Genomic DNA, 21,925 nt, shown 5'->3' with positions numbered 1-21,925 from the left:
TCTCAAACGACAGGATCCTGATTGCTTCAGGCCTAAAATCATCCTCCTCTAATGTGCATGAGCGCCGCCCGGTCGGGAAACTTTTTTCAACCCGGCTCCCGCTGCAGCGGTGTCCGCCAGGGACGCATCGCCGAGCGAGATGACGCCGGTAAGGCGTTTGTCACGATTGACGACGGGAAGGCGGCGGACCTGGACCTGCCCCATATTGCGGGTCACGTCGTCGACATCTTCGTCTTCGAAACAATATTTGACATCGCGTGACATGACTTCGCGCACCTTTGCATCGCCCCCGAGTCCATCGGCAAGCCCACGCACGACGAGATCGCGATCCGTGATCGTTCCGACGAGCCGGTCGTTGTCGCCGACCGGCAGGAAGCCGATCTGCCTGTCGGCCATGCATCTCGCGATTTCGGCTATCGTCTGATTAGGGTTGGCGATTTCTACATCGCGAGACATGATCTCTGACACTTTCATGGTCTTTCCTCCTGCCTTTTACGGTTAGTGGACGTCGAATGTTCCGGTGAGAGTCGTTTCCGAAACGACGTGGTTGCGGCTCCTGCCACCCTCTCGATGGGGACTGAGTGTCGCTATCCGGATCCGGCCAGAGCGCCTGGACTTCTGCCGGCAGTCCGTGGCGCACTTTCCGCACCTCGCCCGGGCGTCGATGAAAGCTCGTCGTTCACCGCAGACTAGCTGCCGATCAGGTCCCTGCTCGGCCATCAGATCGTCGTGCCGCATATTTGTAGTTTGCAGCGTCTTATCGAAGACGGCGACACTCGGAGCGCTCATGGCTCCACCCCCATGATGATGGTTCGAATCTATGAAACCGGTCAGGGAGACGAAAGTTCCGGAAGCCATCGGTAAATGCTCCGGTCGCATCGTCAGGAATCCGACGTGCCCTCCTCCTCCACGAATATCCCCCAAGCGGCGATGAAGAGAGCGGCGATCAGCGGCCCGATCACGAAACCATTGATGCCTAGTAGGGAAATGCCGCCAATGGTTGAAATGAGGACAACATAGTCGGGAAGCTTGGTCTCTCTGCCGACCAGGGACGGCCGCAGCAGATTATCGACAAGACCGATGACGAGGGCGCCCACCGCAACCAGCACAATCGCCTTCACCCAAAAGCCGGCCAGAGCCAGGTAAATGGCCGTGGGGACCCAGATCAATGCGGCGCCGACCGCAGGCAGCAGCGACAGGAAACTCATCAGCACGCCCCACAGAAGGGCTGGCTCGACGCCAAGGGCCCAGAAGGCGATTCCGCCGATCGAACCCTGGATGATGGCGATGATAATATTGCCTCGCACGGTCGCGTGAACGACCGAAGTGAATTTGGAGGTGAAGCGAAGTGTATGGGCATCGCTGAGAGGCAGCGCTCTTCTGATGGCGCGGCAAGGGCGCGCCCATCCCGGAACATGAAGAACAGGATCATCACGCCGAAGGTGACGAAGAACCGCACGGTGTTCTGACCGAGGCTCAAGGCGCGTCCGGCAAAAAAACCGCCGCCCTGCATCAATGCCGAGGAAACGCGGTCCTGAAACGTATCGACGCCGTTCAGCTCGATGCTCCGGAGCCAGTCGCGGAGGAACAAGGGCATGCTTCCTGCAGATTATGAATAAAGCTCCGGACGTCGATCTCGCCGGTGTCCATACGTTGGTAGAGATGGTTGCCCTGCTGGACGAGTGAACTGAGGACGATCAGCCCGGGAATGATAACGACGCAGAGGCAGATCAACACAGACAGCGCTGCAGCAAGGTTTCCCCGCCCACCCAGCCGCGCCTCGATACGGGCGTGAAGCGGGAAGAAGATGATAGCGAGGACGACTGCCCAGAATATCGCCGAATAGAACGGTAGCACGACGGCGACGAACGCAATGGTCACGAGGACCAGAAGCACATAGAAACTGACACGCTGAAGGAGCATTCGATCTTTCCGCTTCGAGACCGCGATGATGGTAGCACAGATAAGGCGGCAGCGCTGAGCCGCCCGTCCATCCTACTCTAGCGGCTCAATGCCGTAGGCGCCGTCCCGACCGGAACTTCTTCTTTCGATTTAGTTATGCGCCTCATGTTAGTGAAGCCTGTCCAGCTGACGTTCGGAATAACAATTCACGTCGCAGATCAGGACGTTCACATCCTTGACGGTGGCAACTCACATGGCATTCCAGTCGTCCTCCTGCATGGCTGCGGCAGTCTTGCGCAGGAAATTTTGCTTCCCTTCGACAACAGCGATTTCCGGATCATTGCTCCCGACCGGCCCGGCTATGGACTGAGCGCGCCGGCTGCACCGGCTGAGCGTGGACCTGAGGGACAGTCCTTCTGGCTTGAACGCCTTCTCACGTCTCTTGACCTGTCGGAGGTGAGGATCGTTGCGCACTCGATCGGAAGCGCAGCGGCGTTACACCTTGCCGCAAGAAGACCAGAAGTGTCGGGCATTTGCCCCATCATGTGGTCCCAGGCGTTGCGCGAGAGATGCTTTGTGATCTTGTGGAGGCATTCGCACAAGAAAAGGGACTGCCGCGTGTGAAGAGCATCGGCTCGCAGGCGGTTGCGGAAAGAGTACATGCCGATTTCAAAGGTGATGAATGCCCGGCCCTTTAACTCGAAGCGCCGCGGCATTCCAGAGTAACAATGGGGCAATACCAGACACAGGAGGCCCGTGAACCGATCTCCGCCTTTAGGGAGGATATGATTTTTCTGTTGTGGCAAATGAAAAATCTGATTTACTGACACTTCGCTGCTTGGCTTTAAGGGGGATATTGCCGATGCCGTGGACACGCAGAAATATTGTGCTTGGTGGATTGGCGTTACTTGGCGCCGGTGCGGTCCAGAAACCGGCATTCGCCGCCGCATCTTCCAATTTTGCCGGCACCGCCGTCGACAATGGCGTGACGTTCCAAAAGACCAACTTCGCCAAGATCGACAAGAAGTGGCACCGCCAGGTTGTCAAATATTTCAGCAGCGAGCCGATCGGCACCGTCGTCGTCGATACAAGGCACCATTTTCTCTACGTGATCATGGAGAACAAGACGGCCATCCGCTATGGCGTCGGCGTCGGCCGCGAGGGCTTCAAATGGTTTGGCCGCGCCACGATCGACGCTAAATCGCTTTGGCCGCGCTGGACGCCGCCGCCGGAGATGCGCAAGCGCCATCCTGAACTGCCCGAATTCGTGGCCGGAGGTTCACCGAAAAATCCACTTGGTCCCCGCGCCATGTATCTGCATCGCGACGGCGTCGACACCGGTTATCGCTTCCACGGCACGCTTGAGCCGTGGAGCATCGGCAAGGATGCCTCCAGCGGCTGTATCCGCATGTTCAACGAAGACGCCATCGATCTTTACCAGCGTTGCCCCATCGGCACCGCGGTGCAGGTTCTGCCGCACATTGCCGACCAGGCTGAAAGTGCCGCGCAGGTCAGCCAAATAACTCCGGTCGAATGAGGAATATCCGCTGATGTCTGCTCCGACCGGATACATGAGGCAGCTTATGGCCGCGGCCATGCTCCTGGCGCTTACCGCCTGCACCACAACCAAGGTCGCGTCTCTGGAAGAACCCGCTGCGGCGCCGATGACCGGCCAGACCAACGATCCGGCGCCCGGTTTCGAAACCGTCGCGGCTGGCAGTGAAGAGGATTTCATCCTCAATGTCGGCCGAAGGATCTACTTCAAGCAGGACTCCGCCACGCTCGATTCCGTCGCCATGGCAACATTGGACAACCAGGCCATCTGGCTAAACAAGAACCCGACTTGGCTGCTCAAGCTGCAGGGATTTGCCGACGATTCCGGTTCCGCATCCCAAATGGAGACGCTGTCGCAGAAGCGCGCCGATGCGGCGATGGCCTATCTCGTCTCGAAGGGCGTGGACGCCAGGCGCATGTGGGCCAAGGGCTACGGCAACGACCGCGAAGTCCGCGACTGCACGGAGCGCTCCTGCAAGGTGCAGAACCGGCGCGTCGTCACCAATCTCCGCTCTCAGCCCGACGCGGCCTGATCCAGCTCGAACCAACGCTTGGCGCAGACGCGCCAAGCGCGATCGTCCGTATCGGCTGGGCGCAGTTCGAATGCGACATGGATCTCGCCAGCCTGCCTTTAATTCGAAGGTGGCAGTACATATTCGAGTGGTGACGGCAGATCGATGATGAACCTGATATCCGCGGCATTCGCAGCCACGACCAGTTGGTAGTCGCCTGCTTCTGCGCGGAAGGCGCCGGCCCCGACGTCGTAATAGGCGAGGTCGCGCGGCAGGATCCTCATTTCGGCCGTTCCTGTCTCACCGGGCAACAGCGAAAGCTTTGCGAAGGCGCGCAGTTCCTTGTCCGGCCGTTCTACCTTTGACCTCGGCGAACGCACATAAAGCTGGACCAGTTCCGATCCGGCCCGATCGCCGATATTGGTCAGATCGACGCTGACGGTCACGCCTTCGGGACCCATTTCGCTGGCTGAAAGCCGCGGTTCGCTCCAGTTGAAGCGTGTGTAGCCAAGGCCGAAACCGAAAGGGAAGAGCGGTTCGACAGCATGCGTATCGTGATGACGATAGCCGACGAAGACGCCTTCGGCATAGCGCACATGCCCATCCTTACCCGGATAGACGGCCGGATCACCTGTGATGGCGGAATTGTCGGCAAGCGCCCTCGGGAATGTCTGCGGCAGACGTCCGCCGGGCTCGACATCGCCGAACAGGACATCCGCGACGGCATTGCCCAGCTCCTGCCCGGGGTACCAGATCTGCAGCACGGCGCGAACCTTGCCGAGCCACGGCATTTCCACTGGACCGCCGGTCTGCAGCACGACCACGGTGTTGGCGTTGGCGGCCGCAACCCGCTCGATCAGCTCTTCCTGCCGCCCCGGAAGCCGCATGTCGGGCAGGTCCAAGCCCTCGGTATCCCATTCGCCGTCGCGGCCGACGAAGAGAAGCGCCACATCGGCATTCAGCGCCGTCTCGACGGCACCCACGATATCGGCCTCGCCCAAGGGCTTTTCGACGCCGAACCGAATGGCCGTGAGGTTGATCCCCTCTTCGTTCGCCACCGGCGGGTCATATTCGACGGTGACGGCATGGGCTTTGCCCGCATCGAGCGCTACCGTGCCGCGCTGTTCGTCATTTGCCGTGCCGAAATAGTTTTCGCCGCGTGCCCAGCCGTCATGGCCGTCAACCGTCAGCCTGCCATCGACGAAGAGCCGCGCCAGTCCGGCATTGGTCATGCCGAAGACATGATCGCCGCTCTCCTCCGGCACGAATTGCATCGTCATCCGTGCCGAGAAATCGGTGGGGTCGAGCTCGGCCGCCGGCAGTTCGAACCAAAAGAACTCACCCTTGTCGACGGTCTCGACATGAAGCGGAGTGCCCCGGCAGCCGCGTCCCTTGAAATATTCGACGGTGATCTTTCCCTTGGCCACCTCGATCAGACGGTTATGGCGGCAGCCGACGGCGTGGCTGACGCTATTGGCATTGGAAAGGGCGGCTCGAATCCCTTCGAGCGGACTGACCACGTAATGCGCCGCGATCTGCGCGCTGCCACCGCCCATGACGCGCGCGCTCGCGGCGTTGGGTCCGATGACGGCGATCCGGTCGAGCGACGTCTTGGCAAGCGGCAGTATGCCGTCGTTCTTCAAAAGGACTGCGCCCTCTGCGCCGACACGCCGGATCAGCGCCCGGTCTTCCGGCAGGTCGACCGCCTGCTCCGTAAGGTCGGGCTTCTTCTCGAACGCGCCGACCCGCTCGAGTAGAAGCAGGATCCGCTGCGCCGCCGCCCGCACGGTGGCGGCTTCGACCCTGCCCTCGCGCACGGCCGCAACCAGCTTCTCGCCGCGATCGCGCGCCGGGCCGGGCATCTCGAGATCAAGCCCGGCATTGATCGTCTCGACCGTCGAATGCGAACCGAACCAGTCGGACATGACGATACCGTCGAATCTCCATTCCTGGCGCAGCACCTTGGTCAGCAGCCACTCATGCTCGCTCGTATAGGTGCCGTTGAGGCGGTTATAGGAGGACATGACGGCCATCACGCCGGCGCGTTTGACAGCCTGTTCGAAGGGTGGAAAGTAGATTTCGCGCAGCGTCCGCTCGTCGATATCGGAAGACATGGTCTGCCGCTCTATCTCGGATTCATTGCCGGCGAAGTGCTTGATCGTCGCCGCGATCCCCTGGCTCTGCACGCCTTTGATATAGGCGACGGCGAGTTCCGCGGTCAGCATCGGATCCTCGGAATAACATTCGAAATTTCGCCCGTTGAGCCCGGAACGATGGATATTCACTGTGGGCGCGAGCAGTACGGCGGCACCCTTGCTCTTCGCCTGGTGGGCAAGCGCCACACCCATGCGCTCGACCAGATCGGGATTCCAAGTGGCGCCGAGCGCGATGGCAGTGGGAAAACAGGTCGCCTTGACGCCGCCGACCAGCGAACCGGCGCCGCGGGCGCCATTCGGTCCGTCCGTCACCTTGATCTTCGGCACATCAAGACGCTCGACGGGAACCGTCGTCCAGAAATCGGCGCCGGACAACAGGGAGACCTGCTCCTCGAGCGTCATCTTGTCGAGAATGGATTCGATCATGCAAACCTCCCCTTCAATGGAATTCGGTTGCCGTGAAGTATTGCCTGAGCAAGCGCGGTGCTAACCCATCGGCGGCAAACGCGCACTTCTCAGCCCGTAAGGTAGTTCTTAAACCTACCGATTACTCGGTATTTTTAAGATGTCAACTGGCGAAGCCTGATGTATGGATAAAGAGCGCCGGAGAAACCGACGGGAGAGGCGATGGCAGAGTTTTCCGAATCGAATACCGGACAGGACGAAAAGCGACGACGCAGATCCCGCAAGGGCGAAGCGCGCCGCGCGGAGATCCTGACTGCTGCGATGCGGCGCTTCGCCGAAGACGGCTACCAGAATGCCGCCATCGCGGATGTTGCCCGCGACGTCGGCCTGTCGCTGCCCGGCCTGCTGCACCATTTCCCGACCAAGGTCGATCTCCTGCTCGCCATTCTGGATAAGCGCGATCGCGAAAGCGAAAGCTTCATCGGGCCCCATCGTTCCGATCTCCGCGGCCTGCTCAAGGGCATGGTCGAGGTCTTCCGCCGCAACGCCGATATGGTCGAGGTCATCAGGGCCTTCGCCATCCTGAATGCCGAGAGCCTGATGAAGGATCACCCGGCCAAAGGATGGTTTCTCGATCGCGCCACCCAACTGCAGAATGACATCGCCGCGACCTTCGAAGAGGCCGTCGCCGATGGCTCGATCGACGGCAAGATTGACGGCAGGGCAATGGCGGCCGAACTGATCGCGGTGATGGACGGCCTTCAGATGCTCTGGCTGCGCGATCCCACCCGCTTCGACATGGTCGGCGGGTTGGAAGCCTACATCAGCCGGCTGTTGGCGAGCCTTGGTCCGCAAGGCTGAGCCTTGGCTTACGGCTCTACTCGCGGGCGGTCCAGGATGATGCCTTATCGGAAACCGGCCTCCCATCAAAGCGCGCTAACCAGACCATAATGCGGCTTACAGCTTCGTGATACCTCTGCCCGACAAGCAGACCGGTATGTGTCGTGCCCCAGAGACCTAGATACTCGCTGCCGATGTGACGCGCTGTCGCCCGGCCGCGATGTTCATCGGATTCGTCGTTGATGGCGCAGATGACGAGGCTGGGACAGGCGATCATCTCGCCTTTGATGGAAATCCCCTCGGACCCGAAATGAAAGGAAAATGCGCTGAATGCCTTCGCAGATTCCATGGACAGGTACTTCCGCTGGAATTCGATATCCTCGAATGTTTCATCCACACTGATCTGCTCGTCGCGTGCTGGAGCAGGCACGACGAGGCCGGGCATTCGGAACGCGAGATCGCGATAGGGGGCCTCCGCATGCACTTCCCTGCAAATGCTGGAATCGATCAAGACCAGCCCGGCTATCTGCACACTTTCCGCCAGTTTCTGGCTCAGGATTCCGCCCATGCTGAATCCGATCACGATGGGAGGAGTTCCACATTCTTCGACGATTTCGGAGATCACCAGCCGGATGTCTTCCAGGTAATCTTCAAACAGGATTTTTGTGAAATCCACCGACCTGCTTTTGTAGTGGCCTCGCAGGTTGACGCAATAAGACTTCCATCCAGCCGACATGAAATGAGGAATGTATTTGCTCCACATCCAACTCCCGGTAAAGGCGCCATGGACGAAGAGCAAAGGCGGCCGGACGGACTGCCTCGAAGCGCCGTATGCGTGAAATATTTCCAGAAATAGGTCATTCTCTCCGACGTATTTTTCCGCGTGCTCGGGTCGTTCTTTTGCATAGTCCCGCATGCGTTCACTCCTTTGATATTGCCAGACGCCGTCCGAATAGGCGGCAATCGAGATCACCCGACCGCTGCGGCTGCAGCCGAAGGATAAGGCCTCGAAAAGCGCCTAGCATCGTGAGACAGAGGATATTTCCTACGCAATATTGATCAATGGTGGCCTGTGGACGTACATAAAGGACAAAATATCTCTAATCGGGTGTTATTGTGGACAGTCTCGCAAGCGTTGTCGCCTTCGTCCACGCCGTCGAACAGCAGAGCTACGTCGCAGCCGCCAGGGTTGGCGGAGTTTCGCCGTCTGCGATCGGAAAGGCAGTGGCGCGTCTCGAAAGCCGACTGGGCGTGCGGCTCTTCAATCGGACAACGCGCAGTATCAGCCTGACTGAGGAAGGAGCGGTCCTCTACGAGCGCTACAAACGCATCATCGACGACATGGATGACGCAGAGGCCACAATCTCACGAAGCCGGGAACGTCCAAGGGGACGCCTTCGCGTCAGCGTTCCGCATATCGTCGGGCATCACCTTCTCATGCCGCTTCTGCCCATTTTTACCGAGCAATTTCCGGAGATCGAACTGGACATCGATTTCGAAGACAAGGTCACAGACCTGGTCGCAGAGGGCCTGGATGTCGTCGTTCGGAGTGGTGAGCTTGCCGATGCTCGATTGATCGCCCGCCATCTTGGCGACCAGCATTTCGTCGTTTGCGGACGTCCCGATTATTTCAAGCGCCATGGGCAACCGCAGACGCCTGATGACCTCTCCCAACATGCTTGCATTCACTTCAAATACCCATCCAGCGGCCGGCTCGCGCCGTGGGCATTCCGATCACCATACGATCGGCTCATTTTGCCAAGAGGCCTTACATTCAACAATACGGACGCAGGGCTGCGGGCAGCACGGGACGCTTTGGGGCTCGCGCATCTGCCTGTCTACGTCGCAGAACCCCATATGCGAACCGGAAGTTTGGTCCCCGTCCTGACCTCCTTCATGGTGCCGTACGGCTCGCTCTCGCTCGTATGGCCGTCCAATCGTCAGCTTTCACCAAAAGTCCGCGCTTTCGTGGATTTTGTAGTTGCGAACTTTGCCGCCCGACCCGACGCATTTCGACCGCTGGATGCGGCCGGCGGCTCATCCAATTCTGGGGGATAGCGGCCGCTTTCACGAGCGCCCGCCAGTTCTTCAAATCATGGTGCGACATGCTTGCCATAGGCCATTTGATTCCCGGCACGTATGGCGGTTAGCTGTCAGGTTTTCTTCAGCTTCCAGGTTCGGATTTCGAACGGCATGACGTCGGCAGGTCCCTTCCGCTCCATCGGCTCTTCGAGAATGTTCAGCGGTTGCGATGCTGCCCATCCGGAAGGTAGACCGAGGGAGAGGTTGCCGCGCCGGCCAGCTGGTTCGTAAAGGCGCAGGATGAGACCATCGCCTTCTTCCGCCGGCTTCAGGCCTGAGAACGCGACAGGGATGCCGTTGACCACAAGCGGCGCGAAGGTGCCGGTGGAGAGGCCGCTGGCCTCAGCAGCGACGAGCGGTTGATTGAGATCGATCGCCTCGTCGAGGACGCCGCCTTCATGCCAGGTGCCTTCATGCGGCATCAACGCATAGGTAAAGCTCTGCTCGCCTTCATCGGCCAGCGGATCCGGATAGATCGGACCGCGCACGAGGCTCATGCCGATCACATTGCCGCGGGCGCTATGACCGTATTTGGCATTGTTGAGCAGTGCGACCCCGAAGCCCGGCTCGCTGATATCGACGAAGCGGTGCGCGACGGCCTCGAACATCGCCTGTTCCCAGGACGTATTCGTGTGCGTTGCCCGCTCGACGATGCCGAAGGCGCATTCGAACGTTGCCTTCCGGGCCAATGCGGCGACCGGGTTCAGCGTGCGCAGAAGGGTGCGGCGGTCATGCCAGTCGATCGTCGTTTCGATGTCGAGGCGCCTGGCGTTGGCCGTCAGCACATAGGTCTGCGTGACGCTCGAATTCCGGTAGCGGTAGACGACGCGGATCGCCGCTCGGTGCGGCCCTTCTTCAACGAGCGTGATGCTTTCCGGGGCATCGAGGCGGACGGCCTTTTCGGCATAATCCGCATCGATGTCCCAGGCGTCCCAGTTGCGCGGCTTGTCGCCTGGATAGACCCAGAGCTGATTTGCCGAGCCGTCGACCGCTTCCCGGCCCGTGGCCTTATGGATGAGGCTCACGACCGCCCCGTCCTTGCCGATGGCGACCGAGAGGTGCTCGTTTTCGAGATGGCCGGGGCCGGCCTTCAGCCCACTTGCGGGCTTGAGCGTGCCCTTGTCGAAGACCGCGACGGACAGGGGGGCGACGACATCGGCGGCCGAGACGACCGTGCCGTCGGAGAGCGTTGCGCTGAGCGGTCTGGCCGCAAGAGACGGATTGACGACGACGAGGGCATCGCCAACCCCGCCCTTCGGCAGCTTGGCCGACAGCGCCTGCAATGCCCTCGCCTGCTCGATCTTGGCACGGTCGATGACGCCGCCCAGTTCCTGCTCCGCATCCTGATAGACTTCACGGATGCTCGAGCCCGGCAGAATGTCATGAAATTCGTTCTTCAGCACGACGCGCCAATCGGCTTCGAGGCTCTGGGGCTTGTCTGCTCCGAGCATGTGCCCAAGCGAAGCGATGGCTTCGGCGGTGATCAACGCACGTTCGGCCTGGCGGTGCTTGCGCTTGACGCCGCTTTGCGACGTCAGCGTGGCGCGGTGCAGTTCGAGATAGATTTCGCCATCCCACACCGGAAGGCTCTTTTCCCCCGCGGTGCGGTGCGCCTGCTCGTAATAGCTTTTGACGGTGCCCCAGCGTGCCTGCGGGATCGCCGGGAAATCGCGCAACTGCACTTCGCGCTCCACCATCTCGGGCGTGACGCCGCCGCCGCCGTCGCCATAACCGACGGCCAGAAGCGAGGTATCGTGCTGCGTCTTGCCGCGGAAATTCTTCCACGTCGGCACGTAGCAATCGGGTTGCACGAAGCCGTTATAACCCTGCATCGGATTGTCGAACGTATGGGTCAGCACCTGGCTGCCGTCGAGGCCCTTCCACCAGAAGAGATCGGAGGGAATATGATTGGTCTCGCTCCAGTTGACCTTGATGGTGAAGAAACTGTCGATACCGCCCTGTCTCAGGATCTGCGGCAGCGCGCCTGAAAAGCCGAAGCAATCCGGCAGCCAGCAGACCGTATGGCGCGTGCCGAAGGTCTTCTCGAAATAGCGCTGGCCATAGAGAACCTGACGGGCGAGACTTTCGCCGGTCGGCATGTTCGTGTCGGGCTCGACCCACATGCCGCCGACGGTTTCCCACTTTCCTTCCGCGACCTTGTTCTTGATGCGATCGAGAAGCTCCGGATCCTCCTCTTCCATCTGCGCGTAATAATGGGCGGTCGATTGATTGAAGCGGAAATCGTCGGAGCGCTCCATCAGCGAGAGCGCCGTATTGAAGGTGCGCCGCATTTTCCGACGCGTCTCGCGATAGGGCCAAAGCCAGGCAAGATCGATATGCGCATGGCCCGTCATCAGCAGTTCTCCGTTCGGCGGAAAGCGCTTCTGCAGCTCCTTCAGCCGCGCCGTCAGAGCCTCGAAGGCCGCGGCTGCCGAAGCGCTTTGCTCTTCCGTGAGGCCTGCCGGATTAGCTTCAAGCTCCGGCAGTTCCCAGATTTTCTGCTGCATGACGGCGCCGGATGTGCGGGAGATATAAGCCGCCGTATCCGATGGCCAATCGAGACTGCGCAGCCCATGCTCGGCGGCATCCATCAGATGCGGAACGACTTCATGTTCACTCAGCGCATCGATTGCCTCGGCAACCTGCTTCAACAGAAGGTGCAGGCGGTGAGCCGGGCCATCGAGCCAGATAAACCGGGCCTTGTTGAGCCGCGGAGCGCGATTGGGTTCGCCGAATGGAAAGCGGGCGACGGTTTCCGTTGCGATCGAAAAGCGGCGACCCTTCACCGGGAATTCCTGATGATAGGGATCGAGGCCGAATGTTTCGGTCTGACCGTCGGGGTAGCTCAGCGTGATCAGGCTCTCGCCGCCGAGATCGAGCTGCAGGCGAATGTCTGCGAGAGGCCACGCCTCCGGCGCTTCAGCGCTCACGGCAAAATGCACCGCCCCCTGGCGGTGCGGCCAATCCTGCTGATGCGCGATCGGCTGGCCCTCGAAAGTCCAGCCGTCGATCACAGCACTTTGTCGATCCCGCCAATGAGCCAACTCGGCAATGCGAACTTTGAGACGATCGAGGCGCTGGGCAATGGTCAGAGGCATGGCTTATCCTGTTGAAAATCGACGGCTGACAATTTTGTCGTCATGCTTTGGGGCCGGGGTCATGGTTTGGGGGAGATGAAGATGGCGCGATCAAGATCGCGATTTGCCCGGCCCTCTCCTCCAAGCAGGCCTGCAGCCTTAGATTAAGTAACTTTGATTTCCCGTCAAGTCCGTAAGAAATTCATTGCGGCAGACGAAGGCGTGTTACAAAAGCGTCGTATAGCTCTAAGGACGGCGACTATGCGGTATCTTCGATCAGGGCCGCGTCGGCTTCAAACCCAGGACACAGGCGCCCCGCGCGCCAAAACAGTCGGTCTGCGGTCCGGTGAAATTGCCGATCGAAATATTCGCGTCATTCTGGAAGCCATCCGCCGCCACGGCCCGCTGACCCGGATGGAGCTTGGCCGGCATTGCGGCCTTACCGGCCCCGGCATTACCAATATTCTCCGCCGACTGGCCGAGGAAAAGCTTGTCACCTCCAACCGCCGCAATGGCCTTGGCGGAGGCGCCACCGCTACCGAGTTTGCCTTGCGCCCGGAAGGTGCTTTCTCGATCGGCGTCAAGCTTCGCCAAAGGCGTGGCGAGGCCGTGCTCATCGATCTGAGTGGTCAGGTCCATGACCGGGTCTATATCGAGCTGGACCCCGCAGACAAAGTCGGCCTCGTGCATGCGGCGGTCAGGGATATGGTCGACCGTCATGCCGCATTGCCGATCATCGGCCTTGGCATCGCCGCCAACGACTGGACGCAGGATCAAAGCGATCAGATCGCCGCGATGTCGACGATCGCGCGTCCTTATGTCGAGAACGAGTGTACGGCGAGCCTTCTCGCCGAACGCACGATCGGCAGCTCCGGCAGGGAAGGCGGACTTGCGATGATCATTATCGACGACGACGTTCAGGCCGGCTTTCTCATTCGCGGTATTCCCTATTCCGGCGTGCATGGGCGGGCAGGCAGCATCGGCGAAATGCTGACCGGCCCGGATAATGTCCAGCTGAACACCGTCGTCGGTTTCGAATCCCTGCGATCGCGGATCGGCGACCAGGACTTCACCCGCCTGTTGCAGGGGGAAGAATTCCCCTCGTCGTCACTGTCGCAATGGATACGGGAGGCCGCTGGTCATCTGCTCGACCCGATCATCGCCATAGCTGGATTCCTCGCTCCGAGCGTCGTCATGATCGGGAGCGATTTGCCACAGGGTGTGATCGAAGCGCTGATCCATCAGCTTTCCATCGAGCGGCGCGACACCTCGACGAGGCCCTTGCTGACGCCCTGGATTTCGCCGATGAAACCCGCGAGCTTCAGTGGCGGCGGCGTTGCGCTCGGTGCAGCCCTCCTGCCCTTCCTCAACACTTTGCTGCTGCCGCCTGCTTCGGCCTGATGGCCGGCTCAGCCGAGTGCTTCATCGGCGTGGCTAAGATCGGAAGCCAGCGCCTTGTCCAGGACTTTCTGGATATTGGCCGCCCGCCGGAATGATGGTTCCTGCGTCTTTCCCGCCCGCACGGCCTGGACGAAACGCTGGTAGTTGGTCTCGACCGGATCGAAGGGAACGTCACGCCAGGTCGCCGTGTGCACGTCTTCTCCAAGGCAGGCGCGAAGTGTCGATTTACCGGTATCGTAGATCATCTCGATCGAGCCGGTTTCGCCATAGACCCTGAGGCGCAGCTGATCCATCTGTCCGGCCGCCGTGCGCGTCGCCTGGATCGTCCCGATCGCCCCATTGGTGAAATCGACATTCATCGTAAAGCTGTCATTCGCATCAAGATCATATTCTCCGATCTTGTGGCCCGGCGCCTTGTCGAAGGTCTTCAGCCGCGCGAAGACATGGGCAACGTCAAGCCCTGAACCGTAGGACGCAAAATCGACGATGTGAATTCCGATATCGCCGAGCGCGCCGTTGGATCCATGCTTCTTGCTCAGCCGCCACAGCCATTTGCTTTCGCTCTTCCAGTCGCCCCAATGACGACCGACCAGCCAGCTTTGCAGATGCGACGCCTCGACATGGCGCACTTGCCCGATTTCGCCGGCGAGCACCATCTGCCGGCCTTTCTGGAGAGCCGGCGAGTTGCGATAGGTGAAATTGACCATGCCGACCTTGCCCGATTGCTCGATGGCTTCGGTCATCTCCATGGCCTTGATCGCATCGGTGGCGAGCGGTTTTTCGCAGAAGACGTGCTTGCCGGCTGCGATCGCCTGCAGCGTCGTCGGGTGGTGAATGCGGTCCGGCGTGACGTTTGCCACTGCGTCGAATTCGCCCCAGGCGAGAGCTTCCTCAAGGGTCGTGAAATGGTTGGCGATGCCATGTTCGGTGCAAAAGGCCGCGAGCCTTTCCGGGACGATATCGACGCCGCCCACGACACTGACGCCTTCGATCGCCTTGAACTTGGCGGCATGCTGGTTGGCCATCCCGCCGGTACCGAGAATGAGTAAACGCATCTTATCCTCCCCTAGCGCATCCTATCGGACGCGGGTGTGTCAGAGCTGAGCTCCGGCGTGCAGCCGGGCAAAATCGCACTCCTGCCATCGCGGCCATCCGCGATCGGCTTCTCTCTGTTTCAGGAAAACTGCGGTCGATGCGCCGTGCGCCCGACAGGACGCTCCATCACGTTAATGGCGCGGATCCTTTTCCGAAAATCGATCTCGATTTTCGGAAATTATGCACTAGCTGCTGTTGATTGTCGCCAGCATCTCAACCTCCCAGGTTCTGCCTCCCAAGCTGTGGCTTGACATCAAATCAAAGTAACTTAATCTAATTAATGCAGCACGGAAATGAGGAGAGGTCAACCGACCGCCAGGCTGTATCCGTTCAAAATGGGGAGGAGACCCATCATGAAGAGCGCCACCATCAGCGTATTTGCGCTGAGCACCATGTTATTTTCAGCATCTACTTCATTTGCCCAGGAACTTGCCACGAAGGACAGGATTGGCCTTGCCGATGCGCCAAAATCCCTCGTCGTCCGTTTGACGAACGACAGTCCCAACAATTCGGATCCGGCGATCGCCGAGGGCTATCAGAAGCTCTTCGTCGATTTCATCAAGAAGCATCCGGACTGGAAATTGCAGATGCAATTCATGTCCTCTGACATCGGCACGGAACAGGCCAAGATGCTGGAGCAGGCCAAGGCCGGCAACGCGCCTGATTGCGCCGCTGTCGACTCCTTCGTCCTCTCGCAGTTCATGGTCAATCACGTGCTTGCGGACTTCACGCCGTATTTTTCGAAGGAGGAAGTGGATGACCTGTTCCCCTTCATCCGCAGCGGCATCACGGATAAGGACCAGACGGTCCGCGCCTGGTGGTGGGATACGGACCTTCGTGTGCTCTACCGCAACAAGTCGATCGTTGCGGATGCGCCGCAGACATGGGACGACCTGAAAAAGGCCGCGCTCGCCTCCACCAAGGAAGGCATGGAAGGCGTTCTCTTCAATGGCGGGCGCTGGGAAGGGACGACGTTCGACTGGCTCGCGAATTATTGGGCGCTCGGCGGCAAGCTCGTCGACGACTCGGGCAAGCCAGTATTCGGCGAAGGCGAGAACAAGGAGAAATTCCTGAAGGCGCTGAATTATTTCAAGGATCTCGTCGATTCCGGCGCCGCGCCCAAGCGCGTCAGCACGATCGCGAATTACGACGATATGAATGCAGCGGCCGCAGCGGCGACGACAGCTCTCTTCATCGGCGGCAACTGGCAATATGCGCAGCTGAAGGCCACGCTCGACGAAGACGAGTTCAACAACTGGACCTTCTCGCCGATTCCCGGTCCCAGTGCCGATCAGCGCTCGACCGGCACCGGCGGCTGGACGATCGCCTCCTTCAGCAAGGACAAGGACAAGGTCGAGATGTGTGCCAACCTCGCCCGCGAGGTCTATATGGGCCCGGCAAACGCGCTGCAGCAGCAGTTGCCGACCAGGAAATCGCTGTTCGACAAATATGAGGTCTTCTCCACCGAAGCCAACAAGACCTTCGCCAAGGCTCTGGTCGACGGACAGGCGCGCCCTGGTGTGCCGATCTATCCCGAAATCTCCAACCAGATCCAGATCATGATGGGCGACGTGCTCTCGGGGACCAAAAAGCCGGAAGACGCCTTGGATGCCGCCTTCAACGCGGCGCTGGAGGCGTACAAGCGTCTCTAGTGCTTCCGACCGTGACGGCGCCTGCCTGCCAGGCGCCGTCGACCTACAGCGCGCGCCTTTTAATACGCGCAAAGGACGCTGTAACACTTTGAACCTACGCATTCTGCTTTCCGAAAGTCGATTCCGATTTTCGGGCCGATGCGCAAGCCAAACCCGGACAGAGAAGCTTTAATGAGCCCCATCGCCATCGAGGCTGTCAGCCCGCCTCAAAGCAGATCGTTCATGCGCCGTTTTGCCGGCGCGCCCCTGCCCTGGATCATGCCCGTGATCATCGTCATCGGCATCTTCTACCTTTATCCCGTCATCGACGTTTTCAGACTTTCATTCACCAACGCCACGCTGATCGGCGACAATCAGGATTATACGCTGGGGTCGATCACCAATGCGTTGAGCTCGCCGCAGCTGCCCGACATTCTCTGGGCGACCCTGATCTTTGTCGGCGGCAGTGTCATCGGTCAGCAGATTTTAGGTCTTGCGGTGGCTGTCGTGGTCATTCGCGGTGAAAAGCGCGGCTTGTTCGGCACCACCATCCTCAGAACGACGGCGCTGGTTGCCTGGGTCGTCCCCGGAATTGCCGGCGGCATCATCTGGCAGATGCTCTTTTCCGAAGCGCCTTATGGCGCGCTGAACAGCATTCTGAGGCTGATGCACATGCCGACCGTCGCCTGGCTCTCGGACCCTGCTATTGCGCCGTGGTCCACCCTCATCTCCAACATATGGCGCGGCACCGCATTTTCGATGGTCGTCATGTATGCGGCGCTGAAGTCGATCGATCCCTCGCTCTATGAAGCGGCCGAGGTCGACGGCGCGACGGCATCGCAGCAGTTTTTCTTCGTCACCCTTCCGCAGCTGCGTGCGGCGATCCTGGTCAATATGATCCTCATCACGATCCAGACGGTGAATACCTTCGATGCGATCATCACGCTGACGGGCGGCGGTCCGGGGCGTGCGACCGAGGTCATCTCACTCTACGTCTTCAATATCGTCTTTAGAAACTACGACCTGTCCGGCGGCAGCGTGCTCTCCGTGCTCATGCTGATCATCAGCCTCGGGCTCGCCTTCGTCTATGCGTCGTTCCTGCCGAAGGAGGAAGAGCAATGAGCGGACGGACCGGAACGCGGCTCGGCGATGCCATGAGCTATCTCTTCATGCTGGTGATGTTCGTGTTCTTCGCCGGCCCCCTCACCTATCTCCTGTCGATGGCGATGCGTGACAAGCGCGAGATCTATCGCGGCGCGGCGCGATATATTCCAAACAATCCCACCATCGATAACTTCATCACGGTTTTGAACAACAGCTACTTTCCGATCTATCTCTGGAATGGTCTCAAGCTTGCCGCCCTCAGTGGGCTGGGCGTCCTGATCGTCGCACTGCCAGCGGCTTATGCCTTTTCCCGATTTCAATTCCGGGGCAAGGGCCTGTCGATGATGGGGCTGCTTCTCTTCCAGATGATCTCGCCGCTCGTCATCATGGTGCCGCTCTATCGCTACATGAACCGTCTCGGCCTGCTGGATACGCATTTTGCCGTCGTCATGGTCTACATCGCGCTGGGCGTTCCGCTGGCGACCTGGCTGTTGAAGAGCACGGTCGACGGCATCCCGCGCAGCCTCGACGAAGCGGCCATGATCGACGGCTGCAACAGGTTTTCCGTCTTCTGGCGCATCGTTCTGCCATTGTCGGCGCCGGGCATAGCCTCGGTCTTCATCATCACGGTGATCGCCGGCTGGTCGCAATTTCTGGTGCCTTTTCTGTTGCTCACGAAAAATGATCTGATGCCGATCGGCGTCGGCATCTTTAACTTCCGCGGCATGCAAACCGACTCGTCCATCCAACTGCTTGCCGCCGCCTGCCTGATCGCGGTCGTTCCGGCGATCGTCGCCTTCCTGTCGCTCCAGCGGCTGATCCTCGGTGCGATGACCAGCGGCGCAGTCAAGGGATGAGCGGTCAGTCTATGCGCAAGGAAGGATTTCGAGCATGAACCAGACACTCGGCGCCAGGCTGTCCCCGGATCTGACCGGCGCGAATGTCGAAGATGCTGGCGAGCACAACAGGGCGGTCGTTCTGCGCTGCATTCATCGCCAGGCGCCGATTTCGCGCGCCGAAATCGCCAGGCGGACGGGTTTTACCAAACCGGCAATCGCCCGGATCGTCGATCGCCTGCTGGACGAGGGGCTGATCATGGAAGCCCGCCGGCGGCATGGGTTGAGAGGCCAGCCGGCAATCGAACTCGAAATCAATCCGGATGCCTGTTTTGCCATCGGCATCAACATCGATCGCGACCATCTGACGATCCTGGCCGTCGATGCCGTCGGCAATGTCCGCGCCCGCGTGCATCACGAGAAACGTTTCATCCTGCCGGCGGAATTCCTGCAGCTAACGGCCGATGCGATTTCGCATTTCCAGCGCAGCCGGCTCATTGACGACGCGCGCCTCGCCGGCATCGGTCTAGCGATGCCGGATTGGCTTGGCGAGATTTCGCTCCTCGGCAAGCCCAAGACCTATCAGGAATGGACAGCATTCGATGTGCGCGCAGCATTGGAAAACCTGACGCAGCATCCCGTCTTCATCGAAAACGAAGCCAATGCCGCCGCCCTTGCCGAACTCGACTATGGACTGGGTGCCGAAAGCAGCAGCTTCTTCTACATCGCCATCAATCCATGCCCGGGTGGTGGCCTCGTGCTCGATGGCAACGGTCATCGTGGCGCCATGGGCCTCAGCGGCGAAATCGGCTGGCTTCCGATTGCCGACGGCGGGGACGGGAAGGCCCATAAGGTCCAGCTTCTCGGCGAGATATTCTCGCTGTTCTTCCTCTATGATTTCCTCGCGCAGCACGGCGTCGAGGTGAGTGTTCCGCACGATCTTCTGACGTTGGATGCGCATGGCAGGCGCCTCGTGTCGCAATGGCTGAAGGAAATGAGTGCGCATCTGGCAGTCGCAGTCAAGCATATCGGCATGATCGTCGACCCCGACGCCGTCCTCGTCGGCGGCAGATTGCCGATCCGCATCGTCGACGAATTGCTGCGCTACGTGCACGAGCATCTCGATGCCGAGGACACCAGCCTTCCCTCGCTTCATCGCGCCTCGCTCGGAGAGGATGCCTCGGCCATGGGAGCGGCGGCCATGCCGATGGCAGCAGCCCTGATGCTCGCATCGGCGGATGCTGCTCAACGCACACGTTCGCCGCTTAAGAATATGGACCGCCTGAACAGTTGAAACGGCCGGCAAGGCCCCACGGATTTTGGTGAAGACGGGAGGATTTTGGTGAAGATCGGCTTTTACACCTCGACATTCAACGATCGCCCCCTGGAGGAAGTGGTGGATTTCGCCGCATCGGCAGGTTTCGACGCAATCGAGATCGATGTCGGCGGCCATATCAAGACGCCCGATCGGGTGGAGGCAGCCGTCGCGCTCGCACGCAGCCGCAACCTCTTCGTGTCGTCGATCACCTATTTCGGCAATCAGCTCGATGCTGACCGCGCAAAGCGTGAGGCGCTTCGGGCGAAGACCGCCGAATTTGCCGGCGCGATCGGTGAAGCGGGTGTCCCAATCTTTGTGATCTTCCCAGGCCGGGACGACACTTCAAGCGACGAAGCCAACTATGATGATTTCGCCGATTTCGCCAACGGCCTGATCGCGCAGACGCAGTCCAATGGCCTGACCTTCGCAATCGAGAACTGGCCGGGTCCGAAGGACAATTTCATCGGAACGACGCCGAGAGGGTGGCGGGAGCTTTTTCAGAGAATCAGCGATCCCCGCTTCGGGCTGGAATTCGACCCCTCGCACCTCATTCGCATTGGCGTCGATCCCTACGAGGCGATGGAGGCAGTGAAGGATCGTATTGCCATCCTTCATGCCAAGGACACGGCAATCGATCCGGAGAGGCTGCAGGCTGTCGGCTATCACGGCAAAGGCTGGTGGCAATACAAGCTGCCGGGGCTCGGCCTGATCGATTGGCCGAGGTTCCTGCGCCAGGCTCGCGGGGCTGGCTTCGACGGCACGTTGTCGATCGAACATGAGGATGCCGCCTATGGCTGGCCGGGCAAGGACTTAGCCGCTCGCAAAGACGGCGAGCGCCTCGGCCTCGATTATTTGAGAAATGTCCTGAGCGGACTGTGATAGCGATTTCGGGAGGACGGTTATGGCCCATGTTTCGGTCAACAATGCGCGCAAGGATTATGGCGCGTTCAAAGCCATCAAAGGCGTATCGGTCGACATTGGCGACGGCGAGTTCGTCGTTCTGGTCGGCCCCTCTGGCTGTGGCAAATCCACGCTTTTGAGGATGATTGCCGGCCTGGAGGGCATTACCTCAGGGCAGATCCAGATCGGAAAGCATATCGTCAACGAGCTTGCGCCCAAGGATCGGGACATCGCCATGGTGTTCCAGAATTACGCACTCTACCCGCATATGACCGTTGCAAAGAACATGGGCTTTTCGCTGCGGCTGAAACGAATGCCGCGGACGGAGATCGATCAGCGGGTGGGCAACGCCGCGAAGATTCTCGGCCTCGAAAGTCTCCTGGAGAGATATCCGAAGCAGCTTTCTGGCGGCCAGAGACAGCGCGTGGCGATGGGCCGGGCAATCGTGCGCGACCCGGCCGTCTTTCTCTTCGACGAACCCCTGTCGAACCTCGATGCCAAGCTCAGGGTGCAGATGCGCTCGGAGATCAAGGAACTGCATCAACGGCTGCAGACGACGACCATCTATGTCACCCACGACCAGATCGAAGCCATGACCATGGCCGACAAGATCGTCGTCATGAAGGACGGTCTGATCGAGCAGTCGGGTTCTCCGTTGGAATTGTACGATCGTCCGAACAACCTTTTCGTCGCCGGATTCATCGGCTCTCCGGCGATGAATTTCATCAGTGGCCACATGACGGAAGATGGGTTTCGAACCGCCGATGGCCTGCTCCTGCCGAGCGAGCGCCGTCCGCCTGAAGCCGTGACCTACGGCATTCGTCCCGAGCATCTCCGGTTGGACCCGGGCGGCATCGAGGTCACGACGGTGGTCGTAGAGCCCACGGGTTCGGAAACGCTGCTCATCGCCCGGTTGGGAACGCAGACGCTCACTTGCGTCTTCAGGGACCGGATCAGGGCAGCCCCCGGCGAGGTGCTGAGGATTGCGCCAATCCACGATGCGGTTCATCTGTTTGCCGGAGACGAGCAGCGGATCACATGAGGTGAAGCCCCGTTGAACTGACCCGGCCGATTGCCCCCTCCCCTTCGGCCGGCGCCAGCCGGGGGCGCGT

The 21,925-nt window shown here is 60.1% G+C and carries 17 protein-coding genes and 1 pseudogene; 12 read left to right on the top strand and 6 right to left on the bottom strand.

Annotated features, from left to right (window positions below):
• Window positions 1–48 precede the first annotated feature (48 nt).
• Together U5G49_RS27305 and U5G49_RS27300 are read right to left on the bottom strand one after the other, a co-directional pair.
• Window positions 49–474, bottom strand: a complete 426-nt coding sequence (locus tag U5G49_RS27305; protein WP_017957358.1) for a CBS domain-containing protein — start codon at window positions 472–474, stop codon at window positions 49–51.
• Between the two features lie 407 nt (window positions 475–881).
• Window positions 882–1,923, bottom strand: a pseudogene (locus U5G49_RS27300) (AI-2E family transporter).
• Between the two features lie 135 nt (window positions 1,924–2,058).
• On the opposite strand from U5G49_RS27300, the gene U5G49_RS27295 reads away from it, so the two are divergent.
• The 3 genes from U5G49_RS27295 (at window position 2,059) to U5G49_RS27285 (ending at window position 3,989) form a co-directional block, all read left to right on the top strand.
• Window positions 2,059–2,526 carry an alpha/beta fold hydrolase gene (locus U5G49_RS27295; protein ID WP_322790955.1) on the top strand — a complete coding sequence of 156 codons (468 nt, stop codon included), beginning with the start codon at window positions 2,059–2,061 and terminating at the stop codon, window positions 2,524–2,526.
• A gap of 238 nt (window positions 2,527–2,764) precedes the next feature.
• Window positions 2,765–3,439, top strand: coding sequence for a L,D-transpeptidase (locus U5G49_RS27290; RefSeq protein WP_018444627.1), 675 nt, complete (start codon window positions 2,765–2,767; stop codon window positions 3,437–3,439).
• A 13-nt stretch (window positions 3,440–3,452) separates the two neighbouring features.
• The gene (locus U5G49_RS27285) at window positions 3,453–3,989 is read left to right on the top strand and encodes an OmpA family protein (protein ID WP_047620083.1); all 537 of its coding nucleotides are present in this window, start codon (window positions 3,453–3,455) and stop codon (window positions 3,987–3,989) included.
• 98 nt (window positions 3,990–4,087) lie between these two features.
• Here the strand turns inward: U5G49_RS27285 and U5G49_RS27280 are convergent, their stop codons facing one another.
• Entirely contained in the window at window positions 4,088–6,550 is a 2,463-nt protein-coding gene (locus U5G49_RS27280) for a glycoside hydrolase family 3 C-terminal domain-containing protein (protein ID WP_193444926.1), read from the bottom strand.
• 201 nt (window positions 6,551–6,751) lie between these two features.
• Here U5G49_RS27280 and U5G49_RS27275 point away from each other — a divergent pair, with 201 nt between their 5' ends.
• The gene (locus U5G49_RS27275; RefSeq protein ID WP_018516897.1) at window positions 6,752–7,390 is read left to right on the top strand and encodes a TetR/AcrR family transcriptional regulator; all 639 of its coding nucleotides are present in this window, start codon (window positions 6,752–6,754) and stop codon (window positions 7,388–7,390) included.
• Between the two features lie 16 nt (window positions 7,391–7,406).
• Here the strand turns inward: U5G49_RS27275 and U5G49_RS27270 are convergent, their stop codons facing one another.
• On the bottom strand, window positions 7,407–8,285 hold the full coding sequence (locus tag U5G49_RS27270; RefSeq protein WP_193444927.1) for an alpha/beta hydrolase: 879 nt from the start codon (window positions 8,283–8,285) through the stop codon (window positions 7,407–7,409).
• Window positions 8,286–8,485: 200 nt separating this feature from the next.
• On the opposite strand from U5G49_RS27270, the gene U5G49_RS27265 reads away from it, so the two are divergent.
• On the top strand, window positions 8,486–9,427 hold the full coding sequence (locus tag U5G49_RS27265) for a LysR family transcriptional regulator (protein ID WP_193444928.1): 942 nt from the start codon (window positions 8,486–8,488) through the stop codon (window positions 9,425–9,427).
• Window positions 9,428–9,522: 95 nt separating this feature from the next.
• On the opposite strand, the gene U5G49_RS27260 is transcribed toward U5G49_RS27265, so the two are convergent.
• Window positions 9,523–12,549, bottom strand: coding sequence for an alpha-mannosidase (locus U5G49_RS27260; RefSeq protein ID WP_193444929.1), 3,027 nt, complete (start codon window positions 12,547–12,549; stop codon window positions 9,523–9,525).
• 240 nt (window positions 12,550–12,789) lie between these two features.
• On the opposite strand from U5G49_RS27260, the gene U5G49_RS27255 reads away from it, so the two are divergent.
• A complete protein-coding gene (locus U5G49_RS27255) occupies window positions 12,790–13,929 on the top strand; it encodes an ROK family transcriptional regulator (protein ID WP_168278765.1) in 1,140 nt (379 codons plus the stop codon).
• A gap of 8 nt (window positions 13,930–13,937) precedes the next feature.
• Here the strand turns inward: U5G49_RS27255 and U5G49_RS27250 are convergent, their stop codons facing one another.
• Window positions 13,938–14,984, bottom strand: coding sequence for a Gfo/Idh/MocA family protein (locus U5G49_RS27250; protein WP_026230397.1), 1,047 nt, complete (start codon window positions 14,982–14,984; stop codon window positions 13,938–13,940).
• 393 nt (window positions 14,985–15,377) lie between these two features.
• Between U5G49_RS27250 and U5G49_RS27245 the strand changes: the two genes are divergently transcribed.
• The 6 genes from U5G49_RS27245 to U5G49_RS27220 all read left to right on the top strand — a co-directional run bounded on the left by U5G49_RS27245 (window position 15,378) and on the right by U5G49_RS27220 (window position 21,855).
• Window positions 15,378–16,676 (top strand): type 2 periplasmic-binding domain-containing protein, encoded by a 1,299-nt coding sequence (locus U5G49_RS27245; protein WP_026188676.1) that lies wholly within the window; start codon window positions 15,378–15,380, stop codon window positions 16,674–16,676.
• 171 nt (window positions 16,677–16,847) lie between these two features.
• Window positions 16,848–17,777, top strand: coding sequence for a carbohydrate ABC transporter permease (locus tag U5G49_RS27240; protein ID WP_018245497.1), 930 nt, complete (start codon window positions 16,848–16,850; stop codon window positions 17,775–17,777).
• Entirely contained in the window at window positions 17,774–18,616 is an 843-nt protein-coding gene (locus U5G49_RS27235) for a carbohydrate ABC transporter permease (protein WP_018245496.1), read from the top strand. The genes U5G49_RS27240 and U5G49_RS27235 overlap by 4 nt, the downstream gene beginning before the upstream one ends.
• Before the next feature lie 34 nt (window positions 18,617–18,650).
• Window positions 18,651–19,889: an ROK family transcriptional regulator gene (locus tag U5G49_RS27230; RefSeq protein ID WP_018245495.1), complete on the top strand. Its 1,239-nt coding sequence runs from the start codon at window positions 18,651–18,653 to the stop codon at window positions 19,887–19,889.
• Between the two features lie 48 nt (window positions 19,890–19,937).
• Complete coding sequence (locus U5G49_RS27225) at window positions 19,938–20,792, top strand: sugar phosphate isomerase/epimerase family protein (protein WP_193444930.1); 855 nt, start codon at window positions 19,938–19,940, stop codon at window positions 20,790–20,792.
• Between the two features lie 22 nt (window positions 20,793–20,814).
• Window positions 20,815–21,855 carry an ABC transporter ATP-binding protein gene (locus tag U5G49_RS27220; RefSeq protein WP_322790954.1) on the top strand — a complete coding sequence of 347 codons (1,041 nt, stop codon included), beginning with the start codon at window positions 20,815–20,817 and terminating at the stop codon, window positions 21,853–21,855.
• Window positions 21,856–21,925 lie beyond the last annotated feature (70 nt).

The sequence above is a fragment of the Rhizobium indigoferae genome (genome assembly GCF_034554815.1).
Lineage (GTDB): Bacteria > Pseudomonadota > Alphaproteobacteria > Rhizobiales > Rhizobiaceae > Rhizobium > Rhizobium leguminosarum.
The sequence above is the reverse complement of the archived record's forward strand: the minus strand, read 5'-3'. Positions and strand labels throughout refer to the sequence as shown.